Raw genomic sequence first — 14,504 nt, forward strand, 5'->3', positions numbered from 1 at the left:
CGGGACACTTAAGTCGACCACTGAGCCGAAGCGCGCCCGGAGGGACTCGAACCCCCAGCCTTCTGATCCGTAGTCAGACGCTCTATCCGTTGAGCTACGGGCGCTTCGTTCGTAAGAACGTCGTTTAGTCTACGCGGTCAGGGCAGGCAAATGCCAATCACTCGATAGTGTTCTTGCTTACGGCAGGCTTGCGCGGTCCGTTTCGCGCACGAGGACCCGGGCGCTCGAAGATGGGGTGTATCCGCTGGCGAGATGAATAAGATGGGAGCATGAGTAGCGCTGAAAACCTGTGGACCGCCTGGCACGCCGAGCACGAGAAGGCCTTCGCCGCCGACCTCGGCTGGTTAACCCTTACCTCGTACGAGTGGCTCAATTCCGAGCCGGATGCGCTCGAGGAGTTCCCGGGTGTCTGGCACGTATCCGACGACGCCGTCACCGCGACTTTCGCAGAGACTGACGGTGTGGAGCGAGGCGGCGAGCCCGTGGTTGGTGACGTGGTCATCGACCTGCCTGACGAGGGGTCTGACATGACGCTCAGCCAAGGCACGCGCCACGCGGAGGTGATCCGGCGAGGCGGTGACTACGCTGTGCGCGTGCGTGATTCGCAGGCGCAGACGTTTCGGGATTTCGAGGGCATCCCGACCTTCGATTACGACCCGGACTTTACGACGTCGGGCGTGGTCGTGGTCCAAGAACCTCAGCGCATGAGCCGGGGGACTGCCCGGCAGGATCTGCAGGACGAGGCGATCGTCGTCGCCGAACTTCACCTCGAATTGCCGGAGGCGAAGAGCTCGGATACCGACTCTGCGATTTTGGCGCTCGAAGGGGATCTGACCGGCGAGCTGCTGCTCGTGTTCCACGACGACACGAATGGGCGCGAGACGGCGGACTGGCGCTATGTGCCCATTCGCTCCCCGTGGTACGGAGAGGATGCCCCGGCGCCGGGCGAGGCGCGCGAGGTGGAGATCGACTTCAACTACTCGCTAAACTTTCCCTCGGCCTACACGCCGTACGGCACGTGCCCACGCCCGCTCGCGGACAACCGGATCCCGCTGGCCATTGAAGCCGGCGAGCGGCGGCCCTAATCGCGAGGCTGCCCTGATCGAGAGGCTAGCCGAGATGTGAACGGCCCCGGCTGCTATTGCAACCGGGGCCGTTGAGCTAGTTATTCGCTAGATCGTGATGCCGAGGATCATCGGTCCGAAGACGAGGGTCCAGATGGTAATCATGACGATGCCGATGATGTTCAGCCAGACACCGGCCTTGACCATCTGGGCGATCGTTATGTAGCCGGAGCCGTACGCGATGGCGTTCGGTGGTGTTGCAACGGGGAGCATGAATGCACACGTTGCCGCGAGCGCCACCGGGATGACGAGCAGCTGGACGTCCACGCCCATACCGAGCGCAACCGCGCCGATGATGGGGAGGAACGCCGCGGCCGTCGCGGTGTTCGACGTCATCTCCGTCAGGAAGATCACGATCGCCGCCACGCCGGCGATAATGAGGATGGTTGGCAGGCCTTCGAGAGCTGCCGCGCGCTCGCCAATCCAATCGGACAGGCCGGTCTTGCCGAAGCCAGCCGACAGTGCGAGACCGCCACCGAACAGGAGAAGCACGTCCCACGGAATGTGCTTGGCCGTATCCCAGTCGAGGATGGCAACGCCCTCCGAGGGCTTGGCCGGGGCAATAAACAGAACCATGGCGAGGATCATGGCGATGGTGGTATCGCCAACAGGGCCGTCCGTCCACAGGGTCGGGATGAGAATCCAGGACAGCGCCGCCGCAATGAAGATTCCGGCAACAGTCTTTTCCTGAGCCGACATCGGGCCCATCTTCTGAAGCTCGCCGTGAATCAGCTCGCGCCCGCCCGGGATCTCGTCAATTTCGGGCTTGTAAATGCGAACCAGGACCTGCCATGCGATAAGCAGGAAGAGCCATGCGAGCGGGGCTGCGAAGACCATCCACAGGCCGAAGTTCAGCGTGATGTCGTGGTTGTCCTGCAGGTATCCGCGAAGCAGAGCGTTCGGCGGCGTGCCGATGAGGGTAGACAGCGAGGCGATCGACGCCGCGTAGGCGATGCCGAGCATGAGCGCGGTGCCGAAGTTCGACAGCTTCTTCTCGCCCGTCTCGTCCTCGACGTGGCCGATGGTCGCGAGGACCGAGATGCCGATCGGGAGCATCATGACGGCCGTAGCGGTGTTGGACACCCACATGGACAGGAATCCGGTTGCCACCATGAAGCCGAGGACGAGCCTCTTTGGCTTCGTGCCAACCGCTAGAACGATCGTGAGCGCGAGTCTGCGGTGGAAGTTCCACCGTTGCATGGCCAGCGCGAGGAAGAATCCGCCCATGAACAGGAAGATCGTGGACGACGCGTAGGAGCTTCCCACGTCGGAGTAGCCCATGATGCCAAGGAGCGGGAACAGCGTGACGGGCACGAGTGCGGTGGCTGCGAGCGGAATGGCTTCCGTCATCCACCACACGCCCATGAGGATGGCGATGGCTGCGGTCAGCGCAATCTTGTCGCCATCAGGTTCGATTTCCTTGGCGGTCAGCTGCGCCGTGAGGTCAGCCGACAGTTCCTTGGGGAAAATGAAGTAAACGATGAGAGCGAGGACAACGCCGAGCGCTAGGCCGCCAAAGTGGCGAAGCCAAGGCCGGCGTGTCGGCATGATGGTCTCGTCGGAGTCATCAAGCTGACCCTCTGAGACGGCTGAATCCCGATGGAGTTCTGGAGTACTCATGTGGATTCCTCTTTTCTGTGTGTGCGAAAAATTAGAGGACTGATATTAAATGTTGGCCCGGGCGTCATTGCCGCTGGGCACACGGGTGGCATGCGCCACATGCTTGCTGAAAACTATACGATCGAAAACGCGGCGGGAAAGCTTTGATGTCAAGATGTTATAGAATTGTTATCGAACGTCTCGCCTAGCGGGCTTTTTCGACGCAAACCGGGAATTATTTCATCGCGAAAGTAGCGTTAAATCGCGGTTGTCTGACAATTTTCACAACGACGACGGTCGCGTCCGCCGAGCCTTATGCACGCAGTTCCCACCACCCGCCACTTCACAGATGAGGGGCGGTAGAATCGATTTCGAGGGTAAATGTCCGAATCGAGGAGGGGCAGTGACCGACCGTGCCGATCTCTCTTCGCCTGCGAGCGTCACGCGTGTGGACGCGGGCCGCACGCCGTCGTCGTTGCAACCGCAGGACCTGATTGACCGCTATCCCGCAGACCTGCAGCCGGACGCACGCGCCCTGTTCGATCTTCTGTGTGAGGTGACGGCGTGCGAGGCTGTGATGTGGGGTCCGTCCGTGGTCGGGTTTGGGCAAAAGAAGCCGGCGGTGCACCCCGAATCTCCCGACGACGGCTTCGAAATCGGATTTAGCCGCCGCGATCGCCGCTTGGTGATCGTGCTGCGACGGTACTCCGACTACTACGCCGACATCCTCGACCGGCTCGGCGGGGTCCCGACCGGCAAGAATGCTATTTTGCTTCCCTCGTTTAGTCAGATTGACATGGACGTCTTGCGCGAACTTCTCGAATGCGCGTGGGCTGATCGGACGCGGGCTGGGCAGTAGGCCCCGTCTCTGAATGTGGGAAATCGCGGTTTTCTGCGTGGAACTGCGGTGTCCGAATTCGACTACTGACCATGAACGCAAAGATTCTCGCCGCCGGCGCTGCACTTGTCCTGTCCCTCGCCGCCTGTTCAGACGAGCCGGAAACTCCGCCGACCACCACCGAGCCGACCACCGAGCAACCCACCACGGAGGAGCCCACGACCGAGGATCCGACGACGGAGGAGCCGACCACCAAGGAACCCGCCGCGGCCGATGGCGAGTTGTCTGAGGGGCTCGCCGAGTACCTCCGGATTGAGGCGCACGCGATGGACACCCTGAAGGAAAACCCGGAGTCGGGTTCCCTGTTCAATGAGCTCTTCAGTGATTTTTGGTCAACGGGCGAGCAGACCGATGAGGTCTCCCGCGTCGTTACCGAGTACGTCGTGAAAGACGCGGCGAGGTCTGCGTCATCGAATCTCAGCCGATTGAGTCGACCATCACCGTCTGCCCGTAGGGAGTAAGCTACCTGCCATCAGGTGGCGTATTTGGAATCTGAGCCAGCTAGCATGGTCGCATGAGTCCTCGGAAGATAATTCTCGATTGCGATCCTGGCCACGACGACGCGGTGGCGATGCTGCTGGCGCAGGGGAGTCCGGCGATTGACCTGCTTGCCGTGACGACGGTGGGCGGTAATCAGACGATGGAGAAGGTCACCTATAACGCCGCCCGCTTGGCGAGCCTCTATGGCATCACCGCGCCGGTCGCGGCCGGCTGCCCGCGCCCGCTCGTCCGTGTGCGGGAGGGAGCTCCCGAGATTCACGGCGAGAGCGGGATCGACGGCGTCGAACTTCCTGAACCGGTGGAGCTGGATCGCCGCCACGCAGTGGATCTCATCATCGACCTCATCATGGAGCACGAACCGGGCACGGTCACGCTCGTCCCGACCGGCCCGCTCACGAACATCGCGCTCGCCGCGCGCAAGGAACCGCGCATCGTCGAGCGCGTTGCCGAGGTGGTGTTGATGGGTGGTTCCATGGGGGAGGGCAACTGGACGGCCGCTGCCGAGTTCAATATCTGGATCGATCCCGAGGCGGCGCACATCGTCTTCAGCGAGGCCTGGCCAGTGGTGATGGTCGGGCTGGATCTCACCCATCAGGCGCTCTACACGAAAGACGTGGCTGCGCGGCTCGAGAATCTTCACGCGCCCCTTGGCGGCTTCATGAAAGACCTCTTCGCGTTCTTCACCAAGACCCACCTCGACCACTTCGGCATGGCCGAACCTCCGATTCACGATCCGTGCGCGGTCGCCTACTGCATCGACCCCACGATTGTTCAAACGATCCGCGTGCCGATTGACATCGAGCTCGGCGGCGATCTGTCAGTCGGCCGCACCATCGCCGATACACGCTTTGCCGCAGACGAGGACTGCCACACGTGGGCCGCCACGAGGCTCGACGCCGAGCGGTTCTGGGATCTCATCGCCGACGCCGTCGTTCGCCTTCCGTAACCGGCCCGGCAATCCGCCGGTCGCCGTGCGGCGCTGCCCAGGAGTGCCACCCGCCCAGCAGTGCGAGCGCCGGCCGATCGGACTAGGCTGTTCCTAGGTCTCAAGGCGACCCGATTGGGAAAGAGGACGACATGAGAGCACTGGTCAAGCCCACCGAGGGGCCAGGCTTTGAACTACGAGATGTCCCGGAGCCTACTGCCGGCCATGGCGAAGTCAAGATCCGAGTCATGCGAGCTGGTTTGTGCGGAACGGATTTGCACATCCAGTCGTGGGACGATTTCGCGGCCGAACATGTGAAGCCCGGCCAGACGATCGGCCACGAGTTCTACGGCGAGATCGTGGAGATCGGCCCGGGCGTGGCGCAGGGCAATGGCCGCGATGAACTTCATGTGGGTCTGCGAGTATCCGTGGAAGGCCACGTTGTGTGTGGCCGCTGCCGCAACTGCCGCGCAGGCAGACGGCACATGTGTATGCGACCGGTGTCGATCGGCGTCGATCGGGACGGCGCGTTCGCTGACTACGTCGTCGTGCCCGCCGCGAACGTGTGGGTGCAGCCGGGCACCATCGACCCCGAGCTCGGCGCCCTCTTCGATCCGCTCGGCAACGCCGTTCACACCGCGTTCCAGTACCCACTTACCGCTCAGGACGTGCTGGTGACGGGCGCGGGGCCGATCGGCATCATGGCCGCGGCCATCTCGGCGCATGCGGGAGCCCGCAATACCGTCCTGACCGACATCAACGAGGACCGCCTCAAGCTCGCCGGAGCCATTGACGGCGTCGTTCCCGTGAACGTGGCAAACGACGACCCGCGCCAGCACTTCCCGGGCTTAGGGATGACGGAAGGGTTCGACGTCGGGCTAGAAATGTCCGGAAGCCCAGCGGCGCTAACCTCGATGATCGACCTGTGTAACCACGGCGCGAAAATCGCCCTTCTTGGAATCCCCGCGCGGCCGTTCGCCATCGACTGGAACGCGCTCATCGTCCGCATGCTCACCGTCAAGGGCGTGTACGGGCGCCAGATGTTCGACACGTGGTACCAAGCCACCTACCTGCTGACCAGCTCGGAGAAGTTGCGCGAGCAGATCCGGTCAATCATCACCCATCGGTTCGCGCCGGAGCAGTGGGAAGATGCGTTTGAGGCGGCGCGCTCGGGCAAGTCGGGCAAGGTCATTTTGGAATGGAGTAACTGATGTTTACGATTCGCGAGGAACTCGCTGGCACCCTCGAGGAGATCCGCGAGGCGGGCCTGTACAAGAACGAGCGTTATATCACCACCCCGCAGTCGGCGAGCATTTCGACGACGACGGGCGATTACCTGAACTTTTGCGCCAACAACTACCTCGGGCTTGCCGACAACGAGCAGATCGTCGACGCCGCCCGGCGCGGTCTCGACGAGTACGGCTATGGAACCGCGTCCGTCCGCTTCATCTGCGGAACGCAGACGATTCACCGCGATCTCGAGCGCAAGATCGCCGAGTTTGTGGGCAAGGAAGATTCCATTCTCTTCCCCTCCTGCTTTGATGCGAATGGCGGCATCTTCGAGGTGCTGCTCAGCAAGGATGACGCCGTCGTCTCCGACGAACTAAACCACGCCTCGATCATTGATGGCGTGCGGCTGTGCAAGGCCAAGCGCTTCCGCTACAAGAACTCAGACATGGCGGACCTGCGCGCGCAGCTCGAGGCCGCGCGCGAGGCTGGCGCCAGGCGCATCCTCATCGCCACCGACGGCGTGTTCTCCATGGACGGCTACTTCGCCAAGCTCCCCGAGATTTGCGATCTGGCCGAGGAGTTCGGTGCGATGGTCCTCGTGGACGATTCGCACGCCACGGGCATCGTTGGCGAGCACGGCGCTGGCACCCACTCCATGCTGGGAGTGGAGGACCGGGTGGACATCCTCACCGGCACCCTTGGCAAGGCGCTCGGCGGGGCGTCGGGCGGATACGTTGCCGGGCCGCAGGAAGTGATTGACCTGCTCAAGCAGCGGGCGCGGCCATACCTGTTCTCCAACGCGGTGGCTCCCTCGCTGGTGGCGGGATCGTTGGCCGCACTCGACATCGTCCGCGACGGCGACGACCGGCGCGAGCGCCTTCAGCACAACGCCAAGCTCTTCCGTGAACTCATGGAAGAGGCTGGCTTCGAACTGCTTCCTGGCTCGCACGCCATCATCGCCGTGATGTTCCCCGGCGACGACGGCGCGCGACTGGCCGGCGAGATCGCCGAGAAGATGCTCGACAACGGCGTCTACGTCACCGCGTTTTCCTATCCGGTGGTTCCGCTGGGTCAGGCGCGTATCCGCGTCCAGCTGTCCGCGGCCCATTCCGACGACGACGTTCGAGCTTGCGTCGACGCGTTCACAAAGAGCCGGGACCAGGTGGCCTGACTGCCGGGGGTCTGACTGCCGGGGGGTCTGACTGCCGGGTGGCGCTTAGAACTGGAAGTCGGTCGAGCCCACCGGAAGGTAGTAGACGCCGACGATCGCGTCGTCGTTATCGAATGCAACGCGACCTTGGAGTTCGCCAGCTTCCTGCTTGATCGTCGTGACCACAACGGCCACGCCGAGCATCTTGCGGGAGAGCTTTTGAAGAAGGCCGGCCTCGGGCGAAGTGCCCTTCGGTGCGGTGACGAATGTGTTCTCGAATCCCTCGAGCTCGCCCTGTTCCGAGAGAGCTTGCGCCCACACGGATGAGAGCACGTCCCACGAGAGTTCTTCGCGAACCCTGTGGTGAAGCATGGACATCGTGGCTTCCTCGTTGCCGTTGGCAACGTTGGTGAAGAAGCGCTGGGCAAGATCGGGGTACTGGTCGACTGAACGCTGAGACATTGTTTCTCCTGTCGTTGGCATGACGGGTTTGCCGAATCGTTTGAAAGCGGCTTGGCGGGAGATACCGAGCACCTGCCCGATGTCTGCCCATGTTGAACCATTGGCGCGGGCTTCCAAAACTGCGTCTTGCAGTTGCTGGTGAGCGTCCTCAATAGCCTGCTGTGCGGAAAGAATCTTGTCCATGAAAGTAGTCAACCAAAGGTTTACGCCTCGTGTCAACCCCGAGTTGACGGCGGGCTCGCCCCGCCGCCCGCCCCATTCTGCAGATGGTGCAAGTTCTGGCTAAACGGGGCAGGAAGTTCCTGCCCGGTTTGGTGGGAACCTGCCCGGTCTGTGTGGTGCTGGGTGCATCCTGCCGTGCACACTCGGCAGCCCCGCCCGGCCGTACCTAACCTCACAACGGCTTGATAGCAACGAAAAGCCCCTCCCGAGTCTCCTCGGAAGGGGCTGCGCGCGGAGATAGAGGGATTTGAACCCTCGAGCCGCGTATATGCGACTACTCCCTTAGCAGGGGAGCGCTTTCGACCACTCAGCCATATCTCCAAGCCACCCTAGAATAGCCGATTCCGCGCCCTAGTTGCCAACTGGTCTACGGCCATCACAATCACTAACGACGACGATCAGCTCACCTTGCCGGCTGCATCCGGCACTGCCATCGTTGCGCCCGCTCCGAGTGCACGCCCGCCTATCTCCGGATTGTGCCAGCGCGGGTGCTCGGCGGACGCATGTGCGCTCAGACCTGTGTCTAAGCGGGTACCCGCGTTAATGCGTACTCGGCGTTGCGTCGCTACCTGATTCACTATTGGCGGATTACCTATGTTTAAGGCGGTTTTTAATGAATGCTTAACGAAATTGAACAATCAACTTCTGAACGGAGAATGAAAATGACTGGCATTATTCGAATCATTGGACTCATCCTCATTATCGTCGTATTGGTCTGGCTCCTGTCGATGATCTTCTAGAACTTTTACACGAGGTGCGACGATGCCCTCCGTGATCTAGCCGAGCTCCTCCACCGGGAGCAATTCGACATTTACATACAACGTCAACAGCAATGAGCGCCCGGCACCTGCCGGGCGCTCATCACGTTCAGTCGCAGTGGCCGCCGCACCCGTGAGGCGTGGCAGGCGACGCCTCACAGACCCAATACGGCTCGCGCAATGAGGAAGTAGATGACCAGACCGGTCGCATCCACCAACGTGGTGATAAACGGATTGGCGAAAACGGCAGGATCCACACCAATCTTTGTTGCAACCAGTGGCATCCCGCCGCCAACCGTGGCGGCCAGCGTACAGATGCTCATGAGGGTCAGACCAATAACCAGCCCGATCGCCACGCCATAGAATATAGACGTGATGGCGAAGCCGAGGGTGCCCAGAAGTAACCCGAGAGTAAGCCCCACCCTGATTTCTCGAGCGATTACCTTAAAGACGTCGCGCGGCCGCACATCGCCCACCGCCAACGCACGCGTCACCGTGGTTGCAGCCTGATTGCCGGTGTTGCCACCGGTGCCAATCAGGAGCGGAACGAAGAGGGAGAGCACGACCATCTGCTCGATCGTCGCCTCAAAAACCTCCAGCACTTGCACGGTGATCGTTGCGCCAATAGCCAGAACGAGCAACCACACCACGCGCGACTTGACGATCGACCTGACCGGCGTCGCCAAATAGGGGCGGCGCAGCGGCTCAGAACCAGAGATACGCGCCTGATCCTCAGCCTGGGCGTCCTCGAGGATCGACAGAGCGTCGTCAACGGTCAGAATCCCGACCAGCCTCGACTCGTCATCCACCACAGGCAGCGCCAAGACCCTGAGATTTGAGCAGCGAATGGCAGCCCGCTCCGCGCTCTCGGTGGCGGGCACCGAATAGGGCTCGTCCATGATCTCGGCAATGGACGTGTCATGATCAGCCCGCATGGCCGCGCTCAGGTCGAGCACCCCTACGAGCTTTCGCTGCCGATTAACCACCGGGATGGTGTAGATCGTCTCGGCGTCGTCGATCCGCGAGCGAACCCGGATAAGGGTTTCGGCCACGGTTGCGTCCTGATATGCGCTCACAAATTCTGGGCTCATTCGCCGGCCGATGGAGTTCGCCGGGTAGCCAAGAACAATTGAGGTCAGCTCGAGTTCGGATTCGGGCAGATTCCGCAGTAGCCGGGTGGCGACGCCGGCGGGAAGCTCATCGAGAAGCGTTGCGCGATCGTCCGGATCCATCTCGGCGAAAACGCCGGTGACTTCCTCATCGTGCAACGCGTGGACAAGATCCGCCTGAAGGCGCGGTTGCAGCATTTCAAAAACAGCTAATGCCCGATCCTTTGGAAGGAGTCGGTACACGACCGCCCGGTTTCTGAAATCGAGACGGTGCATGAGCTGCACGACGTCTTGCGAACGCAACGATTGCAACGCCTTAGCGGCAAGTGTTATCGAATCATGACTGAGCGCGTGCTCAATTTCTTGGGAAATGTCTTCAATTGTTAGAGAATCGGAATTCGTCATACGTCCTCCTCTATTCGTTATGTTGGCGGAGGGTGGGGGATTCGAACCCCCGATACGGGATCACCGTATAACGGTTTTCAAGACCGCCTCATTCGGCCGCTCTGACAACCCTCCTGCACTTGCCCATACCCTCGCGGGCACAAGAAAGCCATCTGCTATTGTGACACGCCCGCAGATATGACGCAAAAAGCCTCCCACAAACGACGACGAGGCGAAGCACCAGCCCCGCCTCGTCGTCGTTGATTGTTACTTCGTTGAACCCTGCAAGAGGGCGTTGACGAAGTACTTTTGCCCCGCGAAGAACACGAGGATCGGAATGACCATCGACAGGAACGCGCCGGCAGCGAGGATATCGATGTTCGAGGAGAACAACCTCAACTGCTCAGACAGCGCCACCGTGATCGGTTTGTCTTGCGGGCCTGCGAAGATCAGGGCCACCAGCATGTCGTTCCAGGACCACAGGAACTGGAAGATCGTCAGCGATGCAAGCGCCGGCGCCCCCAGTGGCAGGGCGATACGCAGGAAGATCCTCATCTCGCCCGCGCCGTCCAAACGTGCTGCTTCCATGAGCTCCGGAGAGATCTGGCGGAAGTAGTTACGCATGAGGAACACCGCGAACGGCAAGCCGAAGGCCGTGTGGAACAAGATCACAGCCCACCGCGTGCCAAAAATGCCGATCGAGCCGAACAGCTGAGCCAGCGGAATGAACGAGACCTGCAGCGGCACGGCCATGAGACCCACGATGATCGTGAGCAGCGCGGTGCGGCCCGGGAACTCGATCCACGCGAGCGCGTAGCCGGCCATCGCGCCGATAAACACCACGAGGAACGTGGAGGGCACAACGATCAGCACCGTGTTCCACAGTGACTGCATCATCGAGTTGTTGTTCAAGATGGACTCGTAGTTGCCCCACGTCCACTGCTCGAAGTTGTCGAAGATCGTCCACCAGCCGGTCTGCGCGTTGTCCTGCGGGGACCGCACGGACTGGAAGAACAGGCCGACAGTCGGAAGCAGCCACATCGCCGCCACCACGAGCAGCACGACGTTGACCACGGAGTTGGACAAGATACGGTTGATCCGCTCCCCGAGCGTGCGCTTGCGGCCCGCCTGGGACACGTGACCGGTCGAGGCCGGAGCCTTCGCCACCGTTGGTTCAGAAACTTCAGTGGTTGTCATTGTCAGTTCCCCTTCCTGAAGTTGCGAACCTGCCAGAGCATGAACGGCAAAACCATGAGCACGAGGAGGATCGCGAGCGCGGAACCCATGCTGTAGTTGTAGTTGCCGAACTGCTTCCACATCTCAACCGCCACCACCGTGCCGGCCTCCTTCGATTGGCCGGGCGGTATGACGTAGACGAGGTCGAAGATTTTTAGCACGTTAATTGTGAGGGTCACGAGGACCACCGTGACTGTCGGCAGCAGCTGCGGAACCGTCACGTGCCGGAACACTTGCCATTCGTTGGCGCCATCGACTCGCGCTGCTTCCATGAGCGAGCGGTCGACGGCGGAGAGGCCGGCTCCGATCATCACCATCGCGAAACCGGCCCAGATCCAGATGAATGCCACGATCATCACGGGCGTGATGAGCGAGGGGCCAAGCCAGTCCACGCCGGTGGGCGCTTTGGCGAAGTTCGCGGCTGTCAGTCGGAGTGTGAAGGAGTCGCCCTCCACGCCATCGAAGCGGAACGTTCCGTCGTCGTCGGTATGTGTTGCGTCGACGACGTTGCCCGAGGTGTCGAGCAGCTCCACTTCCATGCCGCCCAAGCCGGCTTCGCCCTCGTCGATGACGCCGGACTCGCCGCCTCCTCCGCGTGCGAAGTCGAGCCACACAGTGCCGGAAACGCCCCCGTCAACCGCCTCGGCCGTCACGGCCTGAGTCTGATCTTCAGGTGCGGGCACGGCGTCCTGGCGGATGCCAACGAGGGGCAGTGCTGCGACCTCTCCGGCGTCGATGCTTTGGTTGGAGACGATCGAGTTGTCGGCCTCTTGGGTGAAGGCCTCGACGTCGCGCGGGCGAGCGCCGGGGTACTGGGCCGAATCGCCCACGAGCTGCTGAACGGCAACGATCGCGGCGTTGGCGAAGCCGATGTTCGGGTTCTGCTGGAAGATCGAGCGGAAGATGATGCCCGCGGCGAGCATGGAGATTGCCATGGGCATGAAGATGATGAGGCGGAAGGCCGTCTTCCAGCGAATCTTGTCCATGAGCACGGCCAAGATCAGGCCGAGCGTGGTGGTGATCAGCGGCGCGGCCACCACCCATAGAAGATTGTTTTGGATGGCCTGCTTGGTCGAGGACAGCGAGAACATGCGCTGGTAGGTCTCGAGGCCAATGAAGTTTCCTTGATTGTCGAACATCGACCGCACCACCGAGTAGCCGGCGGGGTAGATGATCATGACGATCAGGATCAAGATTGCGGGTCCGAGGAACCACCAGAGCATCGGGTTGATCTTTTTGCGGCTCGGCTGTGCCTCGTAATTAGATTTCTTTTCGCGCGTAGCGACGCCGGTATCGGTACTCATGAGTCATTCCTCAAGATGCGTAGTGCCTGGGTTGTGATGCGGAACCGGTCATGCAACGAAGTGGGCGGGGCCAAGAGCCCCGCCCACTGTCAGTTACTGATTAGTTGCCATAAGCGGACTGTGCGGCCGCTTCCAGCGCTTCCATGGCGCCCTGGATGTCATCCGGATTCTCATAGAAGTTGATGAACTCCTGCCACATGCCCTGGCCCTCGGTTCCACCGAACTCGGACGGAACAAGGTCAGACATGTCGAAGCGGAAGACCTCGGCGTTGACGAGCTCCTCAGCAATCTGAAGCGACGTCTCATCCGGGTACAGGTTCATGTCAGCGTTCTGGTTCGGCGAGGTGAAACCACCAAGCTCGATCCACACGTTGGCTGCATCCGGGGAGGCCAGGTACTTCATGAGCGCCTGGGTTCCTTCGGAATCATCGAATGCGACTGCAACGTTGCCAGCGCCCATGACGGACGGCTCGGAGTCGTTCACGGACGGGAAGGCGTAGAACTTGGCGTCCTCGCCGACGACCGAGGAGGTCTGGTCAGCAATGTTGCCTGCCACGAAGTCGCCCTCATAGACGGTTGCGGCTTCAGGAGCGTCACCGAAAACGGCGGTCACCGAATCCGGGAAGGTGCGCTGTGCGCCACCGGGCTGAACGACGGCGTCGTTGCCCCACACCTCGGCGAGCACGGTCAGTGCCTCTTCAACCGACGGGTCGGTCCACGGGATCTCGTGGTTGGTCAGCTGGTCGTACATCTCCGGACCTGCGGTGCGCAGGTAGACGTTCTCGAACCAGTCAGTCAGCGGCCAGCCCACGTCTGCACCGATCGACACACCGTAGGTGCCCGAGTCGGCGAGGGTCTCAAGGGTGGTCACGTAGTCTTCCCAGGTCTCGGGAATCTCAACGCCTGCGGCGTCGTAGAGCCCAACGTTGTACCACATGGTCGACTTGTTGGCGGCCTTGAACCAGACGCCGTACGTCTCGCCGTCCACCGAGCCAAGGTCGATCCACGTCTGCGCGTAGTTCGCCTCGACCTCTGCCAGGACGTCGTCCGTGAGCGGAACGATCGAGCCATCCGCGGCCAGCTGATTCATGAGACCCGGCTGGGGGATCAGTGCAATGTTCGGCGGCGAGCCACCTTCGATCTGCGTGCCAAGGGCGGTAGCAACGTTGTTGCCAAGCGAGGTGTAGACAACCTCGGCGCCCGTTGCCTCCGAGAAGCCTTCGAGGACTGCCTCGAAGTTGGCCTGCTCGGCACCGGACCAATCCGATGCGACGTTAATGGTTTCGCCCGACAGATCCGGCCAGTCACCCTCGGTGGCTTCTCCACCTTCGGTGCCGTCGGTCGTCGATTCTTCGGTTGTGGTTGTGTCAGTAGCCCCGGTGTCGTTTCCGTCACCTTCGTCAGAGCTACATGCTGCAAGCGTGGCACTTGCGAGCAAAACTGCAGAAATAGCAGCAATTCGCTTCATCGCGTTCCTCCTCATTAAGGGTCGTGGTCATCCTAGTGAGGAAATGGTTTAATACCAAGACAATTTCGCCATTTGGTCGCGATTTTGAGCCAATGACGTGCACAAACACTGAGTTACCGAAACGTTACTTATCA

The 14,504-nt window shown here is 61.4% G+C and carries 12 protein-coding genes and 3 tRNA genes; 6 read left to right on the forward strand and 9 right to left on the reverse strand.

Annotated elements, in window-relative coordinates; all coding sequences use genetic code 11:
• Positions 1-31: 31 nt before the first annotated feature.
• Positions 32-104 (reverse strand) — tRNA-Arg (locus ACHFFR_RS04695).
• Between the two features lie 165 nt (positions 105-269).
• Between ACHFFR_RS04695 and ACHFFR_RS04700 the strand changes: the two genes are divergently transcribed.
• On the forward strand, positions 270-1,085 hold the full coding sequence (locus ACHFFR_RS04700) for a DUF1684 domain-containing protein (RefSeq protein WP_394263122.1): 816 nt from the start codon (positions 270-272) through the stop codon (positions 1,083-1,085).
• Positions 1,086-1,172: 87 nt separating this feature from the next.
• Here ACHFFR_RS04700 and ACHFFR_RS04705 read toward each other — a convergent pair whose 3' ends face one another.
• The gene (locus ACHFFR_RS04705; RefSeq protein WP_394263123.1) at positions 1,173-2,744 is read right to left on the reverse strand and encodes an SLC13 family permease; all 1,572 of its coding nucleotides are present in this window, start codon (positions 2,742-2,744) and stop codon (positions 1,173-1,175) included.
• 382 nt (positions 2,745-3,126) lie between these two features.
• On the opposite strand from ACHFFR_RS04705, the gene ACHFFR_RS04710 reads away from it, so the two are divergent.
• From ACHFFR_RS04710 to ACHFFR_RS04730, 5 genes are all read left to right on the forward strand, one after another.
• Positions 3,127-3,582: a hypothetical protein gene (locus ACHFFR_RS04710; protein ID WP_394263124.1), complete on the forward strand. Its 456-nt coding sequence runs from the start codon at positions 3,127-3,129 to the stop codon at positions 3,580-3,582.
• A gap of 71 nt (positions 3,583-3,653) precedes the next feature.
• Positions 3,654-4,082: a hypothetical protein gene (locus ACHFFR_RS04715; protein WP_394263125.1), complete on the forward strand. Its 429-nt coding sequence runs from the start codon at positions 3,654-3,656 to the stop codon at positions 4,080-4,082.
• Positions 4,083-4,135: 53 nt separating this feature from the next.
• Positions 4,136-5,068 (forward strand): nucleoside hydrolase, encoded by a 933-nt coding sequence (locus ACHFFR_RS04720; RefSeq protein ID WP_394263126.1) that lies wholly within the window; start codon positions 4,136-4,138, stop codon positions 5,066-5,068.
• 131 nt (positions 5,069-5,199) lie between these two features.
• Entirely contained in the window at positions 5,200-6,258 is a 1,059-nt protein-coding gene (gene tdh, locus ACHFFR_RS04725) for an L-threonine 3-dehydrogenase (RefSeq protein ID WP_394263127.1), read from the forward strand.
• Positions 6,258-7,448 (forward strand): glycine C-acetyltransferase, encoded by a 1,191-nt coding sequence (locus tag ACHFFR_RS04730; RefSeq protein ID WP_394263128.1) that lies wholly within the window; start codon positions 6,258-6,260, stop codon positions 7,446-7,448. Before tdh ends, ACHFFR_RS04730 begins: the two co-directional genes overlap by 1 nt.
• A 45-nt stretch (positions 7,449-7,493) precedes the next feature.
• Here the strand turns inward: ACHFFR_RS04730 and ACHFFR_RS04735 are convergent, their stop codons facing one another.
• The 7 genes from ACHFFR_RS04735 to ACHFFR_RS04765 form a co-directional block, all read right to left on the reverse strand.
• Positions 7,494-8,072, reverse strand: coding sequence for a hypothetical protein (locus ACHFFR_RS04735; protein WP_394263129.1), 579 nt, complete (start codon positions 8,070-8,072; stop codon positions 7,494-7,496).
• A 271-nt stretch (positions 8,073-8,343) separates the two neighbouring features.
• Positions 8,344-8,432 (reverse strand) — tRNA-Ser (locus tag ACHFFR_RS04740).
• Between the two features lie 592 nt (positions 8,433-9,024).
• Positions 9,025-10,383 carry a magnesium transporter gene (gene mgtE / locus ACHFFR_RS04745; RefSeq protein ID WP_394263130.1) on the reverse strand — a complete coding sequence of 453 codons (1,359 nt, stop codon included), beginning with the start codon at positions 10,381-10,383 and terminating at the stop codon, positions 9,025-9,027.
• 23 nt (positions 10,384-10,406) lie between these two features.
• A tRNA-Ser gene (locus ACHFFR_RS04750) sits at positions 10,407-10,497 on the reverse strand.
• 132 nt (positions 10,498-10,629) lie between these two features.
• Positions 10,630-11,559: a carbohydrate ABC transporter permease gene (locus ACHFFR_RS04755; RefSeq protein ID WP_394263131.1), complete on the reverse strand. Its 930-nt coding sequence runs from the start codon at positions 11,557-11,559 to the stop codon at positions 10,630-10,632.
• A 2-nt stretch (positions 11,560-11,561) separates the two neighbouring features.
• A complete protein-coding gene (locus ACHFFR_RS04760) occupies positions 11,562-12,902 on the reverse strand; it encodes an ABC transporter permease subunit (RefSeq protein ID WP_394263132.1) in 1,341 nt (446 codons plus the stop codon).
• 100 nt (positions 12,903-13,002) lie between these two features.
• Positions 13,003-14,370, reverse strand: coding sequence for an ABC transporter substrate-binding protein (locus ACHFFR_RS04765; RefSeq protein WP_394263133.1), 1,368 nt, complete (start codon positions 14,368-14,370; stop codon positions 13,003-13,005).
• Between the last annotated feature and the right edge of the window lie 134 nt (positions 14,371-14,504).

The organism is Trueperella sp. (genome assembly GCF_043424875.1).
Lineage (GTDB): Bacteria > Actinomycetota > Actinomycetes > Actinomycetales > Actinomycetaceae > Trueperella.